The sequence below is a fragment of the Paenibacillus sp. UNC496MF genome (assembly GCF_900113915.1).
GTDB classification, from domain to species: Bacteria; Bacillota; Bacilli; order Paenibacillales; family Paenibacillaceae; genus Paenibacillus_Z; species Paenibacillus_Z artemisiicola.
Map to the genome: position 1 here is coordinate 38,744 of NZ_FORE01000008.1, position 15,674 is coordinate 54,417.

The 15,674-nt window shown below is 65.4% G+C and carries 14 protein-coding genes; 13 read left to right on the forward strand and 1 reads right to left on the reverse strand.

Going from position 1 to position 15,674, the window contains the following annotated elements; genetic code table 11:
• Positions 1 to 56: 56 nt before the first annotated feature.
• Entirely contained in the window at positions 57 to 1,427 is a 1,371-nt protein-coding gene (locus BMZ79_RS14140) for an ABC transporter substrate-binding protein (RefSeq protein WP_090641107.1), read from the forward strand.
• Between the two features lie 287 nt (positions 1,428 to 1,714).
• Positions 1,715 to 2,749, forward strand: coding sequence for a LacI family DNA-binding transcriptional regulator (locus BMZ79_RS14145; protein WP_090641109.1), 1,035 nt, complete (start codon positions 1,715 to 1,717; stop codon positions 2,747 to 2,749).
• Between the two features lie 121 nt (positions 2,750 to 2,870).
• On the opposite strand, the gene BMZ79_RS14150 is transcribed toward BMZ79_RS14145, so the two are convergent.
• Complete coding sequence (locus tag BMZ79_RS14150; protein WP_090641111.1) at positions 2,871 to 3,635, reverse strand: IclR family transcriptional regulator; 765 nt, start codon at positions 3,633 to 3,635, stop codon at positions 2,871 to 2,873.
• A gap of 357 nt (positions 3,636 to 3,992) precedes the next feature.
• Between BMZ79_RS14150 and pxpB the strand changes: the two genes are divergently transcribed.
• From pxpB to BMZ79_RS14205, 11 genes are all read left to right on the forward strand, one after another.
• Positions 3,993 to 4,778, forward strand: coding sequence for a 5-oxoprolinase subunit PxpB (pxpB, locus tag BMZ79_RS14155; protein WP_090641113.1), 786 nt, complete (start codon positions 3,993 to 3,995; stop codon positions 4,776 to 4,778).
• A complete protein-coding gene (locus BMZ79_RS14160; protein WP_090641115.1) occupies positions 4,775 to 5,809 on the forward strand; it encodes a 5-oxoprolinase subunit C family protein in 1,035 nt (344 codons plus the stop codon). Before pxpB ends, BMZ79_RS14160 begins: the two co-directional genes overlap by 4 nt.
• Positions 5,799 to 6,590 carry an ABC transporter ATP-binding protein gene (locus BMZ79_RS14165; protein WP_090641119.1) on the forward strand — a complete coding sequence of 264 codons (792 nt, stop codon included), beginning with the start codon at positions 5,799 to 5,801 and terminating at the stop codon, positions 6,588 to 6,590. The genes BMZ79_RS14160 and BMZ79_RS14165 overlap by 11 nt, the downstream gene beginning before the upstream one ends.
• Entirely contained in the window at positions 6,590 to 7,390 is an 801-nt protein-coding gene (locus BMZ79_RS14170) for an ABC transporter permease (protein ID WP_090641121.1), read from the forward strand. Before BMZ79_RS14165 ends, BMZ79_RS14170 begins: the two co-directional genes overlap by 1 nt.
• 151 nt (positions 7,391 to 7,541) lie before the next feature.
• Positions 7,542 to 8,579 (forward strand): ABC transporter substrate-binding protein, encoded by a 1,038-nt coding sequence (locus BMZ79_RS14175; RefSeq protein ID WP_090641123.1) that lies wholly within the window; start codon positions 7,542 to 7,544, stop codon positions 8,577 to 8,579.
• Between the two features lie 18 nt (positions 8,580 to 8,597).
• On the forward strand, positions 8,598 to 10,028 hold the full coding sequence (locus BMZ79_RS14180; RefSeq protein ID WP_090641126.1) for a UbiD family decarboxylase: 1,431 nt from the start codon (positions 8,598 to 8,600) through the stop codon (positions 10,026 to 10,028).
• A 307-nt stretch (positions 10,029 to 10,335) separates the two neighbouring features.
• Positions 10,336 to 11,121: a LamB/YcsF family protein gene (locus BMZ79_RS14185; RefSeq protein WP_090641128.1), complete on the forward strand. Its 786-nt coding sequence runs from the start codon at positions 10,336 to 10,338 to the stop codon at positions 11,119 to 11,121.
• A 19-nt stretch (positions 11,122 to 11,140) separates the two neighbouring features.
• On the forward strand, positions 11,141 to 12,856 hold the full coding sequence (locus tag BMZ79_RS14190; RefSeq protein WP_090641130.1) for an FAD-binding protein: 1,716 nt from the start codon (positions 11,141 to 11,143) through the stop codon (positions 12,854 to 12,856).
• Between the two features lie 117 nt (positions 12,857 to 12,973).
• Positions 12,974 to 13,285, forward strand: coding sequence for a 2Fe-2S iron-sulfur cluster-binding protein (locus BMZ79_RS14195; protein ID WP_090641132.1), 312 nt, complete (start codon positions 12,974 to 12,976; stop codon positions 13,283 to 13,285).
• Between the two features lie 57 nt (positions 13,286 to 13,342).
• Positions 13,343 to 14,302 carry a substrate-binding domain-containing protein gene (locus BMZ79_RS14200; protein WP_090641134.1) on the forward strand — a complete coding sequence of 320 codons (960 nt, stop codon included), beginning with the start codon at positions 13,343 to 13,345 and terminating at the stop codon, positions 14,300 to 14,302.
• A gap of 81 nt (positions 14,303 to 14,383) precedes the next feature.
• Positions 14,384 to 15,577 (forward strand): LLM class flavin-dependent oxidoreductase, encoded by a 1,194-nt coding sequence (locus BMZ79_RS14205; protein ID WP_090641136.1) that lies wholly within the window; start codon positions 14,384 to 14,386, stop codon positions 15,575 to 15,577.
• The last annotated feature ends 97 nt before the right edge of the window (positions 15,578 to 15,674 follow it).

Genomic DNA, 15,674 nt, shown 5'->3' on the forward strand with positions numbered 1-15,674 from the left:
TTGGATCATCGGTTTGATCATTGTTTTTACTATGGGGCAAAGGGGAACTGACGAAGATGAAGAGCATGCGCAAATGGCGGTTCGGCACGACGGTCTTGACGCTGACGGCGGCGCTCGCGCTGGCGGGCTGCGGTCAATCCGGCGGCAACGGGGACGGGGAAAGCCCGGCGGCGAACGCGGACGCGGGCAACGGCGGCGGGAACGCCGCGACCGCGGAGAAGGAGACGATCACGTACTCGCAGTGGGGGACCGCGGAGGAGCTGCAGCGCACGCAGGAGCTGCTGGACAAGTTCATGGCCGCCAATCCGAACATGACCGTCAAGCTCGAAGGCAAGGACTGGGGGAGCTACTGGGACGGCCTGACGGCGAACGCCGCGGGCGGCACGCTGCCGGACGTGTTCAAGACCAGCTACGCGTATATCGAGAAGTACGGCCAGCTCGGCATTTTCAAGGAACTGGACGGCTTGCTCGCGCAGAACGGCTTCGATCTGAACATTATCGACAAGAGCTTGCTCGGGCTGCACCAGTATCAAGGCAAACAGGTATCCTTGCCGATCGACGCCAACGTCATCGTCTGGTACTACAATAAGGCGTTGTTCGCCGATCCGAAGACGAATCCGAAAGGCGCGGCCGTGCCGACGCTCGAGCCGACCTGGGACGAAATCGTGGACATCGCGGCCAAGATGACGCTCGACAAGAACGGGAAGAGCGCGGGGGATCCCGGCTTCGATCCGAAAAACATCGTGCAATGGGGCTTGTCCCTATCGCCCGGCTCCTCGATGGACTGGTTCCTGGAGCCCGAGCTGTGGTCGAACGGCGCGAAGCTCGTGAACGAGGACGACTCGCTCGCCCTCGATACGCCGGAGGCGCAGGAAGTGCTGAACTTCTTCATCGACCTGACGAAGAACAAGAAGATCAATACGACCCCGGCGCAGATCGAAGGGCTCGGCGGCGACGTGAACCTGACGCTGACGACCGGCAAAGTCGCCATGAACCCGGGAGGCAGCTGGAATACGACCAACTATAAGGAAGCGAAGGTCGATTACGGCATCTCCTACCTGCCGAAATTCAAGACGAACCAAACGGTCGTGCAGCCGGCGGGACTCGCGATCAGCGCGAGCACGAAGCACGAAGCGGCGGCTTACAAGCTGCTCGCGTGGCTGGCCGGCCCGGAGGGCGAGACGGAGCTGGCGAAGCAGGGCTACTCGATCCCGGCGAACAAAGCCGCGGCGGACGCGTACGTGCAAACCGTCGGCGAAGCGAACAAAATCTTCCTCGACGCCCAGAAGTACGGCATCGTGTCGCCGTTCACGGCGAAGAAGACCGACCTCGTCTGGACGTACGGGGAGCAGGCGCTGAAGCTGCCGCTGTCCGGCGACGGCGACCTGCAGGCGGCGATCAAGGATTTGGCTTCGAAAATGCAATAGGGCGGCCATACCGGAGGAAACGTCCGGACGCCATGAACGGCGAGCGAGGGGATGCCCTCGCTCGTTCGTCGTTTTCCGCCGCGGTAGCCGGGCGGAGATCGGCAAACGGCAAGCAGCGGCCGGCAAGCGCAAGCAGCGGCCGGATCCGCGTCGGCGCCGCTCCGCCGGCGGTTGACTTCCTCCCGCAGGACCGATACAATGAATTTGCCGCAAATTTGTGCGCTGCGGAACAAAATTGCCCCAACAACGTGACTGACCGGATTCGGTACTGTGGAGAGGAAGAAACGATGGCAAAACTGAAAGATATCGCGGAACGCGTAGGCGTCTCGATCTCGACGGTATCGCGGGTCATGAAGAACGACGCGAACCGCTCCGTCAGCGACGAGACGCGCCGGAAAATATGGGAGACCGCCGAAGCGCTCGGCTACACGGCGACGCGCCCGTCGAAAACCAAAAAGCAGGAGCCGACGCACGCCTTCCGCATCGGATGCGTCGTCGCGATGCCGCAGAATAAATACAACAATCCGTATTTCTCGGTCATCCTGGAAGGCATCGAGAAGACGCTTGCCGAAGCGGGCATGCGGCTCGAATTCGTCAGCAGCATCGAGAAGCACGCCGACATCGAGAACCTGAAGTCGCTCGTCAAGGAGAACCGCGTCGACGGCATGCTCGTGGTCGAACGCATCGACGGGGAAGCCTACCAGTGGATCAAGGCCAACGTGCGGACCGTCGTCGGGGTGGACATCGCGGACAACGACATTCCGATGGTCAGCTACGACCGCGCCGCGGCGGCGAAGGAGGCGGTCGCCTACCTGATCGGACAGGGCCACCGGAGCATCGCCTACATCGGAGGCGCGGAGTTTCACGATGATTTTCGCGGCGAACGGCGTTATCGGGGCTATCGGAGCGCGATGGAAGAGGCGGGCCTGACGGTCGACGACGATTGGGTCATCGACGTGAAATGGGACGTCTCGCTGAGCTACGAGCTGACGAGGAAGGCCTTCGAGACGAGCGGGCGCGCGCCGACCGCGATTTTTGCCGCAAGCGACATGATGGCCATTGCCGCGATGCGGGCCGCGACGGAACGCGGGCTGCGCATTCCGCAGGACATCGCCTTCTTCGGCGTGGACAATATCGAGATCTCGGAGTTCACCTCCCCGCCGCTGTCGACCATTCACGTGCCGAAGCTGGAAATGGGCATGTTCGCGGCGAAGCTGCTGCTGGACTACTTGGAGCATCAATACGCCATTCCCGTTAAAATGATCATTCCTTATCAAATGATGCTTCGGCATTCGACGAACGGCAAACCGGCGCGGCCGTAAGCCGGTTTCGCCTCCGGGGGCGCGCCCGCAAACGCGCAGGCGAACAACAAAGACGGCACGACGCCCACGGGCGCCGTACCGTCTTTGTTGTTTTTTTTCGTATCCGCGCGGGAAGCGGGGGTCAAGCCGGCGGTCCCGCGTACCCGAGCTTCAGCGAGACGCCGTGCGCGGCCTCCTTGACCAAGCGGATCCGCTCGGCCAGGCCGTCCTCGCCGAACCGCACCTCGGGGCCGGCGATGCTGAGGCCGGCGACCATTTTCCCCGTATGGTCGAATATCGGGGCGCTCAGCTCCGCCGTGTAGTTCTCCAGCTCGGACCGGCTGAACGCGTAACCGTGCGCGCGCGCCTCCTCCAGCGCCTCGCGCAGCTTCGGCTTGCTGACGATCGTCCCGAGCCCGATCGCTTCCGGCTCGACCTCGTCCAAGTACGCGTCCCGTTCATCGGCCGGCATGAACGCGAGCAGGATCCGGGACGACGCGCCGGCGTAAAGCGGGGCGCGCCGGCCCATCTTGGTGAACAGCCGGACGGGATGGTCGGTGTCCAGCTTCTCGATGTACATCGAGGAATCGCCGTCGCGCACCGCCAAATGGACGGCCTCGCCGATAGCGTCCCGCAGCCGCCGCATCTCCGCCGCGGCCACGCCGCGGATGTCGAGCCGCTCGGCGACGAGGTTGCCGAACTGCAGGAACAGCAGGCCGAGCGAATACAGCCCTTCCTCGTCCTTGTGCAGCAGCCCCATGTCCGTCAGCGACCCGATCATGCGGTGGACCGACGATTTGGGAATGCCGGACAGGCGGATCATATCGTTCATGCTCAGCTTCGTATGCGTAAGAAAGAGATTCAAGAGATCCATGGAGCGGATCACGGTTTTGTTCTTGTTCTGCACGGTTGCCTCCCCGGATAGCCGCTTCGAGCGGCGATGCCCGCCACGCTGCAAGGCATGTCCAAACCAGTATACTCCGAATGGCGGATACTTGAAAATGCGCTTTCATTTTCCATGGCGGTTATTTTCGGCGTTCCCCTTGATTTTTGTCGAATCCCGACTATAATTATCGTATATATTGGGTTTGAAATTCGGGATTGTTGTACCGAATTTCGGGATTAATTATAACAGGGCGTTGATATCATGCGCAAGACGAAAGAAACGGCAAAAGAAGACGCGATAGAGAAGGCAATAGAAGCGGGAATAGAAACATTGGTAGAGACGGAAATAGAGACGGAAATAGAGACGGGATTAGAAACGATGATAGAAGCGGGAAACAAAACGGAAAACGATTCCTATGCCCGCTATGGCGCCGTCCGGGCGAAGCTGTTCCCGCTCGGCGACAGCGCCGTCGCGGTGCAGTTCGGCGAAACGATCGATCTCGAGACGCACGAACGGGTGCGGCAGTTGGCGGATTACCTCGAGCGTCATCCGTTCGAAGGCATGGTCGAGTACGTGCCGGCCTTCTTGTCGGTCACGGTGTATTACGAGCCCTTCGCGCTGCTGGCGGCCCGCGGCGGCTTCGACGATTCCGGCGCGGACGCGGATCCGTACGGGCTCGCGGCCCGGCTGCTGGCCGGCATCCTCGCCAAGCTGGGCGGCGCGGAGAAGCGGCCGGCGCGCATCGTGGACATTCCCGTCTGCTACGGCGGCGACCTCGGACCCGATCTTGCGGAGGTCGCCGCGCAGCACGGGCTGACCGAGCAGGACGTGATCGACATTCACGCCTCGGCCGACTACCTCGTCTACATGCTGGGCTTCGCGCCGGGCTTCGCCTATCTGGGCGGATTGCCCGCGCGCATCGCGACGCCGCGACGGACGACGCCGCGCCTGTCGATCCCAGCCGGCACCGTCGGCATCGCCGGCGACCAGACGGGCGTGTACCCGATCGTGACGCCCGGGGGCTGGCAGCTGATCGGCAAGACGCCGCTGCCGCTGTTCCTGCCCGAGGCCATGCCGCCGACGCTGCTGAAGGCCGGCGATCTCGTGCGGTTCCGCCCGATCTCCCGGGCGGAGTTCGACCGGTTGGAGGTGGAGCGGACATGAGTCTCGCGATCTTGAAGCCGGGGCTGCTGACGACGGTTCAGGACTTGGGCCGCCACGGCGCGCAGAAGTACGGCGTCATCGTCGGCGGCGCCATGGACGCTTTCGCGCTCCGCGTCGCCAATCTGCTGGTCGGCAACGCGGAGCACGACGCCGGGCTGGAGATCACGATGATCGGTCCGGAAATTTATTTCTCGGAGGCGGCGCTGATCGCCGTCTGCGGGGGCGACCTCGCGCCCGAGCTGGACGGGCGCGAGATCCCCGCGTGGCGGACCGTCTACGCGCCGGAGGGAAGCCGGCTGCGGTTCGGGCCGGCGCGGCTCGGCTGCCGCGCCTACCTGGCGGTCGCCGGCGGCCTCGACGTCCCCGAGCGGATGGGCAGCCGGTCCACGTATTTGCGCGCGGGCATCGGCGGCCACGAGGGCCGCGCGCTGCGCAAGGGGGACCGGCTCCCCGTCGGCGCGCGCTCGCCCGGCAGCCTCGCGCTGGCGGGGCTGCTCGCCCGCGAGGGACAGGACGAAGCCGCGGTCAGCGGCTGGTCCGTCGCGTCCGAGCTGCGGCCGGCTTATGCCGCGCAGCCGACGATCCGGGCCGTCGCCGGCCGGGAGCTGGCGCTGTTCGACGACGAGAGCCGGGGCCGGTTCTTCGGCGAAGCCTTCGCGGTGAAGACCGAATCCGACCGGATGGGCTACCGCCTCGCGGGCGAAGCCTTGCGGTTGAAGGAGAAGCGGGAAATGATCTCCTCCGCGGTGACGTTCGGCACGGTCCAGGTGCCGCCCGACGGCCAGCCGATCGTGCTCATGGCGGACCGGCAGACGACCGGCGGCTACCCCAAGATCGCCCAGGCGGCTTCGGTGGATCTGCCGCTGCTGGCCCAGACCCCGCTCGGCGGAAAGGTCCGGTTCGAAGAAATCGCTCTGGCGGAAGCGCAGCGGCAGTACCTGCTCCGGGAGAAGGGCATCCGCGCGCTGCGCGGCGGGCTCGAGCAGCTGCAGACTAACAGGAACGGGAAGGTGAACGCGCATGGCGAATGACAAAGCCCCGAAGCTGTCCATTCGGGAGTTGGCGGTGGAATATCGGTCGAAGGGGCGGCGGACCCTCGCGCTCGAAGGCGTGAATCTCGACGTCAAGGACGGCGAGTTCGTCTCCGTCGTCGGCCCGAGCGGCTGCGGCAAGTCCACGCTGCTGAAGGTGGTCTCCGGCTTGCTCGAGCCGGCGGAGGGGGGCGCTTATATCGACGGGGAACCGGTGAGCGGCGTGCCGGACGGCGTCGGCATGGTATTCCAGAACGACGCCCTGCTTCCGTGGAAGACGGTGCTTCAGAACATCCGGCTGCCGCTTGCCATTAAGGGCCTGCCCGAACGCGAGCAGGTGCGGGAAGCGAACCGCCTGCTGCAGGTGGTCGGCTTGGAGGGCTTCGCGGGCTTTTACCCGAAGCAGCTGTCCGGGGGCATGCGGAAGCGGGTCGCCCTGGCGCGCACCTTCGCCTATGATCCCGACATCTACTTGATGGACGAGCCGTTCGGTCCGCTCGACGCCCAGACCCGGGTCAAGATCGGCGAGCAGTTCCTGCATATGTGGGAGGCGGTCGGCAAGAGCGTGCTGTTCATCACGCACGACATCGAGGAAGCGATCGCGCTCTCGGACCGGGTTATCGTCATGTCGCCGCGGCCGGGCCGCATCAAGGCCGAGTTCGACATCCGGCTGCCCCGGCCGCGCCCGTTCTACGACATTCGGTTCGAGCCGGCGTTCAAGGAGCTGCAGAAGGAAATATGGGCGCAAATGGCGGATGCCGGCGCGGGAGGTGTCGGCTGATGGCGAGTCAAGCGAAAGGCAAGACCGGCGCCGCGTCGTTCCGGGGGCGCGAATATTCCCGGACGTCCGTCTGGCTGGGCCGGATCGCCGTGTTCATCGTGCTGACGGGCCTGTGGGAAGTGCTGTCCGGCCGGGCGTTCAACGCCTTCTGGCTGAGCAAGCCTTCGCTCATCGCGGGCCGGATCGTCGAGATGCTCGGAGACGGGGACCTGTGGTTCCACATGAGCGCGACGCTCACGGAAGCGGTCGCCGGGCTCGTCATCGGAATGGTCGGGGGCACGCTGCTCGGCATCGGCCTCGCGTTCAGCGGCATTTTCGAACGGTGGATTTATCCGTACATGATGGCGATCTACAGCCTGCCGCGCGTGTCGCTGGCGCCGCTCTTCATCGTCTGGTTCGGGATCGGCCAGTCGTCGAAAATCCTGATGGTCGTGGCGATGGTCATCTTCGTCGCGTTTTATAACGCCTTCGAGGGGATTCGCAACATCGACAAGGACCTGATGGACATGATGAGCACTTACAAGGCCAAGTGGCCGCATAAGCTGCGGTGGGTGGTGCTGCCGTCGATTACCGTCTGGATTCTGACGAGCGTCCGGCTCAACATCGGCATGGCGCTGATTGGCTCGGTCATCGCCGAGCTCGTCGGCTCCAACCGGGGACTCGGCTACTACATCACGTATTCGTCCAACATGCTGGATACGACGGGCATCTTCACCGGCCTCGTGCTCATCATGATCATCGCCGTCGCCTTGGAGCAGCTCGTGCTGCTGCTGGAGCGGTGGCTGCTGCGGTACCGGTAGGCGCATCCGGCCTGCCCGGATGAACGAACGGCGGCGATCGTTTGCTCATCGTTACCAAGCTGTACAAGCCATACCCGGCGCTTGCTTCAACCCGACAACGGGAGCGGCCTGATTTGCCCTTATTTCAAGGTATCCCGAGGAGGACGTATCCATGAAAAGAATGAAATTTATCGCGTTCGCGCTTCTGCTGCTCTCGTTGACGGCGCTGGCCGCCTGCGGCAACTCGAATTCGGAGACGCCCGCGAACGGCGGAACGAACGCCGGCGCGAATGCCGGGAACGGCTCGTCCGACACCCAAGAAGCGCCCGCGGGCGGCTCGATCCGCCTCGGCCTGGTCGGCGGCGGCATGACGCCGATGGTCGCCCAAGTGGGCATCAGCGACGGGTCGTACGAGAAAGCCGGCATCAAGATCGAAGAGAAAGACTTCACCGCGGGCGCGGACATGGTGCAGGCGCTCGTCGGCGGCAGCCTCGACGTCGTGCTCGGTTCCTACGAACACGTGCTGCGGCAGCAGCAGAACGGGCTGGGCGTCAAGGCGTACGGCGAGATTTTCAACGGCGTCGGCTATTCGCTGATCGTCAAGAAGGACGCGCCGTACCAGTCGCTGAAGGATTTGAAGGGCAAGACGCTGGCGGTGACCAAGGTCGGCAGCCTTTCCGACACCGGCCTGCGCGAAGGGCTGAAGCAGGAAGGGCTCGATCCGGAGAAGGACGTGCACCTGATCAACGGCGGCAGCGGCGCGACGATGCTGGCGGCGATCGAGAGCGGCCAGGCGGCGGGCGGCATGGTGTCCGAGCCGACGATCTCGCAGATGCTCGCGTCCGGCGACTACCGGGTGCTGTACGATCCGCCGTTCGATTTCGCGGGCATCGTCATCATGGCCAAGACGGACTGGGTGGCGAAGCACCAAGACCTGATGAAGCAGTTCCTGCAGGTGACCGCCGACGTCAACGAGCAAGCGCATCAGAATCCGGCCGGCGCGGTCGCCGCGATGCAGAAGATTTTCGATAAAATTCCGCAGGACGTGATGAAGACGGCCGTGAACAACCAGCTGGGCAAAGTGCCGGACGGCCTCCAGGTGACCAAGGACGGCGCCGATTACGTGCAGAAGACGCAGCTGGATCAAGGCATTCTGAAGAAGGAAATCGCATTCGAGGACGCGGTGGACTTGTCGCTGCTGCCCCACTAACGAACAGGAGATGATCGCATGGCCCAGGATTTGAGAACGTACCTCCGCCAGCTGGCGGCGTTCGACGAACGCGCCGTCCGGCTCGTGGACAAGGAGGTCGACCCGCGGTTCGGCATTACCGCCTACGCCGCGGCGCTGGCGGAGAAGAACGATTATCCCGCGCTGCTCTTCGACCGGGTGAAAGGCTCGGAATTCGCCTGCGTGTCCAATCTGCTGACCGACTACGGCCGCATCGCGCTGTACTTGGGCTGCGAGGTGCCGGACATTCCCCGGGTGTACGGGGAGAAGCTGAAGAAGCCGATCGATCCGGTCGTCGTGCCCCGGGAGCGGGCGAAGGTCAAGGAAAACGTCATCGAAGCGCAGGACGTCGACCTGGCCAAGCTGCCGATTCCCGTGCATAACGAGATGGACGGCGGCCCGTACCTGTCGGCGGGCGTCATGATCATCCGCGATCCCGATTCCGGCCTGATCAACGCGGGCATCTACCGTCACCAGATCTTCAACAAGACGGACATGGGCGTCTGGTTCCTCGGGGCCCATCACGGCGGGCTGATCTACAAGAAATACAAGAAGATGGGCAAGCCCGCGCCGATCGCCATCGCCCTCGGCCATCATCCCGGCTTCGTGATGGGCTCGGTCTCCCGGGTTCAAGGCATCGGCGGGGAGTACGAAGCGGCCGGCGCGCTGATGGGCGAGGCGCTGGAGCTGGTCCAGGCGGAGACGTCGGACCTGCTCGTGCCCGCGCATGCGGAGCTGATCCTGGAGGGCGAGATTTTGCCCGACGAGGATCACGTCGAAGGGCCGTTCGGGGAATGGCCGGGGCATTACTTGGGCGGCGGCTCGGTGCCGACGATCCGCATCACCCGCATCACCCACCGGAATCATGCGATTTTCCAAGATATCGTGGCGTCCAGCCGGGAGCATCTCGTCGTCGGCGGCGTGCCGCGCTCCGGCAGCATCTACCAGACGGTCAAGCAGGCGGTGCCGAGCCTGAAGACGGTGCACGTGCCGTTCTACGCGCGGATGCACTGCTACATCTCGCTGCATAAGGAGCGGGAAGCGGACGTGAAGAAGGCGGCGTTCGCCGCGCTCAACACCGAGCAGGAGAATTTGCGTCACATCGTCGTGGTGGACGACGACATCGACGTGTTCAAGGGCGAGGAAGTGGCTTGGGCGATCGGCACGCGCTTCGACGCGGAGCGCGATCTGCTGGTCATTCCGCGGTGGAACGGGCCGGGCGGCCTGCTGCCGACGAACTGGGAGTACAACGCGGAGGGCAAGAACACCCCGCGGATGTCCAGCGCCGCCATCGTCGACGCCACCAAGCCGGCGCCGCCGGTCGTCTTCCCGAAACGCGCGGTCGTGCCGCGGGAGTTCGTGGAGCTTGCCGATCTGCAAGCGCTGCGCGAGCCGGGCGACGCCGAGCGCGGCAAGTGGCTGGCGCCGTAACCGGGATCGGCCCGCGGGCCGCGTCCGCGCGGTCCTTCGGGCCGGCGGGCGCGGCCGCTTGGCTTGTCCGGCCTGTCGGATGGGGGCGTGAACCGGCCGGGCCGGACGGGCAGCAGTCCATAATGGCGATCGATAGTGATGGTCGATAGAGACAATCGGTAGAGACAGTCGATAGTGACGATCGATAGAAACGGGCCGAAAGAGCCTGCGGAATCGAAGGTTAATTTGGAAGGTTAAGCGTAAACCCGAAACGAGCGGTGAACGGAACGAATAGATGGACTCAACACGCAACGGGAGGGCGAACAACATGAAAACCGTGGATTTGAACTGCGACCTGGGCGAAAGCTTCGGCGCCTACAAGCTGGGAAGGGACGAGGATATTCTCGGCTTCGTGACCTCGGCCAACGTCGCCTGCGGCTTCCACGCCGGCGATCCGGCGACGATGCGCCGGACGGTGCGGCTCGCGCTCGACAAGGGCGTCGCGATCGGCGCCCATCCGGGGCTGCAGGACCTGATCGGCTTCGGCCGCCGGGACATGGACATCAGCCCGGAGGAAGCCTACGATCTGGTCGTCTACCAGATCGGCGCGCTCTGGGGCTTCGTGCGCGCCGAAGGGGCCGCGCTGCAGCACGTGAAAGCGCACGGCTCCCTGTACAATATGGCGGCCCGCGACGAGCGGCTCGCGCTGGCGATCGCCGAAGCGGTCTACCGCGTCGATCCGTCGCTCGTGCTGTACGGCCTTGCCGGCAGCAAGCTGATCGAGGCGGGCCGGCGGATCGGGCTGCGGACGGCAAGCGAGGTGTTCTCCGACCGGACGTACCAGGCCGACGGCTCGCTCACGCCGAGACGGCAGCCGGATTCCGTCATCACGGACGACGACCGCGCGCTCGCCCAGGTCATCCGGATGGCGGCCGAGGGCAAGGTCCGCGCGCAGCAGGGCGTGGACATCGCCATTCAGGCCGACACGATCTGCGTGCACGGGGACGGCGTGCGCGCCGTGGAGTTCGCCGGCAAGATCCGCGCGGCGCTAAGCGAAGCCGGGATCGCCGTGCAGCCGGTCGGCGCGACGTTGGCGTCGGGCGCTTCGGATTAAGCAGAGAGGAGCGGCGCGCATGGAAACCTTGCAAGTGCAGACGGACGTTCTCATTATCGGAGCCGGCGCGGCCGGCATGATGGCCGCGAGAGCCGCGGCCGACGAAGGGGCGAGCGTGCTGCTGGCCGACAAAAGCTTGATCGGCCGGGGCGGGGCCACGATCCTCGCCCAGATGACCGTCGCGGTGGCGCTCGGCGAAGCCGAGGCGGACGACCCGGACGTTCATTTCGAAGATACGATGAAGGGCAGCCGGGGGCTGGCCGACCCGCGGATCGTGCGGGCGATCGTGGACCGCGGGCCGGAGGTCATCCTGGAAGCGGAAGGCTACGGTGTCAAATGGGCGCGGACGCCGGACGGCAAGCGTTCGCAGGCGTTCGCGCCGGGGCATTCCCGCGCCCGCTGCGTGTACGTGGATATTTTGAACACGGGCGGCGCGACCGTGAACGGGCTGAAGCGGGCCATCTGGAAGGATGAGCGCATTAGCCGGCTCAAGAACGTCATGATGACCAAGATCGTCGTCGAGGAAGGCCGGGCCGTCGGGGCCGTCGGGTTCGAGCTGGAGACGCTGCGGCCCGTCGCCGTCACGGCCGGCTCGATTATACTGGCGACCGGCGGGCTGACGGAGGTGTACGCGCGCAACAGCGCGTCCGCGAACATGACGGGGGACGGCTTCGTCCTGGCGGCGGAGGCGGGCGCCGAGCTGCGGGACATGGAGATGGTGCAGTTCTTCCCCATCGCCCATCTGTTCCCGCCGCTCGTCGGCATCGACCCCATCATGTGGGATCCGTTCCGCTACAAGCTGGGCGGGCGCCTGCTGAACGGGGAGCAGGAGGAGTTCATGCACCGCTATAACGGCGAGGTAGCGGGCAAATATACGGCGGCGCGCGACCAGACGACGCTCGCGATCTTCCGCGAGGTGGAGGCCGGGCGCGGCACGCCGCACGGCGGCGCGTACCTCGACTTCCGCATGGTGCCGGAGGACAAGCTGAAGGAAGCGTTCGGGCCGGTCATCGACATCCTGCGGAATCAAGGCGTGGACCTGACCCAGGATATGGTCGAGGTGGCGCCGATGGCGCACTTCATGCTCGGCGGCGTGCGCGTGGACGAAGGCATGCGCACCCGCGTGCCGGGGCTGCTGGCGTCGGGCGAGCTGATCTACGGCATGCACGGCGCCAACCGGCTGTCGGGCAACGCGATCACCGAGGCGCTCGTCAGCGGGCGGATCGCCGGCGAGACGGCGGCCCGGGATCGCGGCCTTGCGGAGGGGCCGTCGACGGCGGCGGACCGCAAGGCGTCGGTGCTTCGCGCGCTGGAGGCGGAGCTGCCTCGGCTGGAAGCGTTCTGGCATCCGGCGGACGTCGAGCGCGACAGTGCCTCGCTGCAGGCGTTCAAGCGAAAGCTGCAGCGGATCATGTGGGACGGCGCGGGGCCGCTCCGGACGGAAGCGGGGCTGACGGCCGCGCTGGCCGAGGTGCGCGCGCTTCGCGGCGAGCTGGAGGCGATCGCGCTGGCGAAGCCGTCGGCGTTCGCCCTGTCGCGGGTCGAGAAGCTGGAGGCCGCGAACATGCTGAAGGTCGGGGAAGCCGTCATCTTAGGCGCGATCGAACGGCGCGAATCTCGCGGGGCGCACGTGCGCCTCGATTACGAGGAGACGCTGGAGAACGCCGGAGGGTTCAGCTTGTCGCTGGACGACCGCGGAGAATGGCTGCTTGCGCAAGCGAAGCATGACGAATAAGCGCGGTTTATCGAAGCGTTGTTGATAGATGCGGCAAGACGAGAAGCGGCGCAACGCCGATAGACAGCGTTAAGCGGATAAACGGAGCTAGGCTGACAGACGAAGGAGGAATGCGGCATGTCCACCGTGAAGCTGCGGGTGACCCGCGGCGAGGCCGGCTCGGAGCCGGCCGTCGCGTCGTACGAGGTTCCTTACCGGGACGGGATGAGCTTGCTGGACGCGATCTTCTGGATCCGCGAGCACGAGGATCCTTCCTTGGCGGTGCGGTATTCGTGCCGCTCGGCCAACGCGTGCAAGGAGTGCTCGGCCATCGTGGACGGCAAGGCCGGCTTCCTGTGCAGCATTCGCGCGCAGGCCGGCAGCGAGGTGCGCGTCGAGCCGCTGACCGGGCGGCCGTGGATCAAGGATCTGGCGACTTCGCTCGACTAGCGGAGGGCGCCGGTCAGCCGGTGAATCGATACGATAAACGGAAGGAGCCGACCGAGGATGACGGAACCTGTACTGACGATGGCGATGTCGGAAAGCGACCGGACGCAGAAGCTGCTGTCCGGCGCCCGCCGCCTGCCCGGCTTCGGGCTGGAGGCGCGGCACGAGACGATCGAGCAAATTTTCATCGAGCAAATTTCCAACGCGGCGTACGATATTTCGGAGCTGTCGCTGGCTTCGTATTTGATCGCCAAGGGGGGCGGAGACGAGCGGCTGACGGCCGTTCCCGTCTTCCTCTCCCGCGCGTTCCGGCACAACGCGATCTACGTGCGCGCGGACAGCCCGTGGCGTCATCCGTCCGAGCTGAAGGGGCGGCGCTTCGGCTTTCCCGAATACCAAATGACGGCCGCCGTGTGGGTCAGAGGCCTGTTCCGGGAGGAATGGGGCATCGGCACGGACGACATGGAGTGGTTCACGTTCCGGCCGGAGCGGGTGCCGGTGGACATCCCGGCGATGCTGGCCGAGGGCGATCTCTTCGAAGCGCTGCTCGAGGGCCGCGTGGACGCCGTGATGTCGGCCCGCCGCCCGCCGGCGAAGGTTTTCCCGGCGTCGGGCGATGGCGGCGCGATCCGCCGGCTGATGCCGGACGTCTGGGACGAGGAGCGGGCCTACTACGGCCGCACGGGCATCTTCCCGATCATGCACCTCGTCTCGCTGAAGGCGGATACCGTTCGCCGGTATCCGGAGCTGCCGCGGCAATTGTACGACCTGATGCTGGGCGTCAAGAACGACGGCGTCGCGGCGCTGTTGGAGACGATCAAGAACCAGACGTCGGATCCGTGGCTCTGGGAATCGGTCGAGCGCTCGGCGCGGCTGACGGACGGCGACTTATGGCCGTACGGGGTCGCCGCGAATTGGCCGCAGATCGTCAAGTTCATGGGGTATTTGCGCGCGGACGGCCTGCTGAAGCGGGAGCTGGCCTTGGAAGAGGTCTTCCACCCGTCGGTGCTGCATACGTGATACGCGCCAGGCAGGCGGCGCCGATCGCCTGGCGGGGATCGGCCCGCCGCCATATTTTTTTCGGATAGGAGTAGGTACACGATGAGCGCATCCCAACAATCGGAAACGCAGCTTTGGGCGGCCGAGGAGCCGCAGAACCATCCGGACAGTCCGCTGTCCAAGGCGTTCGCCCAGCCGCTGATGCTCGGCTTGTTCCTGCCGCTGCAGACGGGCGGCTGGTCCCAATCGACGCTGCCTCGGGGAACCGACTGGACGTTCGATTATAACGCGCGGCTGACGCAGCAGGCGGAGCGGCTTGGCTTCGACATCGCCTTCGGGCTGTCGCAATGGCTGCCGAAGGGCGGCTTCGGCGGGGAAACCGGCTACCGGGAAAACTTCCTCGACCCGTTCGTGTCCGCGGTCGCGCTGGCGTCGGTGACGAGCCGGATTCTGCTGATGGGGACGATCCACGTGCTGTACGGGCCGTGGCATCCGATGCATCTGGCGCGGTTCCTGGCGACGGCCGACCATATCTCGCAAGGGCGCTTCGGCGCGAACATCGTCACGGGCTACGCGGAGAACGAGCCGCGCATGTTCGGCATGAGCCGGGCCGACCACGACCGGCGCTATGCGCAGTCGGCGGAGTTCACCCGCATCTGCAACGCGCTGTGGGCCGGCGTCGACAACTTGACGTATCAAGGCGAATTCTACTCGCTCGAGAACGCGTACGTCTCGCCGCGCCCGAAATACGGCCGGCCCGTCCTGGCGACGGCCTCGGGCTCGCCCGCGGGCTTCGATTACGCGTCCCGGTACTCGGACGTTGTCTTCGTCTCCAGCCCGGCCGGCGAGCAGCTTGCGGACGCGCTGCCGAAGCTGCCCGCGCACGTCGCGACGGTCAAGAACGCCGCGGCCGCGCGCAACCGCCAGGTAAGGGTCATCATCAACCCGACGATCGTCGTGCGTCCGACGCGCGAAGAAGCGTTCGCCTATTACCGGGCGATCATGGACCACGCCGACCTCGGCGCGATCGGCAACTTCTCCGCGCGCCACGCCGCCGGGGACAGCCAGTCCTGGCTGGAGCATTCGGCGCGGGGCCGCGCCGTCGGCGGGCATCTGCACATCGTCGGCTCGCCGGAGGACGTGGCGGAGCAGCTGAAGCAGCTCCACGCGACCGGCATCGACGGCATCCAGATCACTTTCTACGATTACGAGCCGGAGCTGGCCTACTTCGGCGAGAGCGTCATCCCGCTGCTTGAGCAGGCGGGGCTGCGGCTGCCGATCGAACCGGTGGTCTGACCCGGCTGTTAACAACTTGAAATGGAAGAACCGAAATGGAAGAACCGAAATGAAAGAACCCCTCTTGTCCCGGACAAGAGGGGTTTTCCATTGTTGC

Excerpts from the sequence above, each read along its gene's own strand:
- BMZ79_RS14140 (WP_090641107.1), top strand. The coding sequence starts at position 57 with ATGAAGAGCATGCGCAAATGGCGGTTCGGCACGACGGTCTTGACGCTG.
- BMZ79_RS14145 (WP_090641109.1), top strand. The coding sequence starts at position 1,715 with ATGGCAAAACTGAAAGATATCGCGGAACGCGTAGGCGTCTCGATCTCG.
- pxpB (WP_090641113.1), top strand. The coding sequence starts at position 3,993 with ATGATAGAAGCGGGAAACAAAACGGAAAACGATTCCTATGCCCGCTAT.
- BMZ79_RS14160 (WP_090641115.1), top strand. The coding sequence starts at position 4,775 with ATGAGTCTCGCGATCTTGAAGCCGGGGCTGCTGACGACGGTTCAGGAC.
- BMZ79_RS14165 (WP_090641119.1), top strand. The coding sequence starts at position 5,799 with ATGGCGAATGACAAAGCCCCGAAGCTGTCCATTCGGGAGTTGGCGGTG.
- BMZ79_RS14170 (WP_090641121.1), top strand. The coding sequence starts at position 6,590 with ATGGCGAGTCAAGCGAAAGGCAAGACCGGCGCCGCGTCGTTCCGGGGG.
- BMZ79_RS14175 (WP_090641123.1), top strand. The coding sequence starts at position 7,542 with ATGAAAAGAATGAAATTTATCGCGTTCGCGCTTCTGCTGCTCTCGTTG.
- BMZ79_RS14180 (WP_090641126.1), top strand. The coding sequence starts at position 8,598 with ATGGCCCAGGATTTGAGAACGTACCTCCGCCAGCTGGCGGCGTTCGAC.
- BMZ79_RS14185 (WP_090641128.1), top strand. The coding sequence starts at position 10,336 with ATGAAAACCGTGGATTTGAACTGCGACCTGGGCGAAAGCTTCGGCGCC.
- BMZ79_RS14190 (WP_090641130.1), top strand. The coding sequence starts at position 11,141 with ATGGAAACCTTGCAAGTGCAGACGGACGTTCTCATTATCGGAGCCGGC.
- BMZ79_RS14195 (WP_090641132.1), top strand. The coding sequence starts at position 12,974 with ATGTCCACCGTGAAGCTGCGGGTGACCCGCGGCGAGGCCGGCTCGGAG.
- BMZ79_RS14200 (WP_090641134.1), top strand. The coding sequence starts at position 13,343 with ATGACGGAACCTGTACTGACGATGGCGATGTCGGAAAGCGACCGGACG.
- BMZ79_RS14205 (WP_090641136.1), top strand. The coding sequence starts at position 14,384 with ATGAGCGCATCCCAACAATCGGAAACGCAGCTTTGGGCGGCCGAGGAG.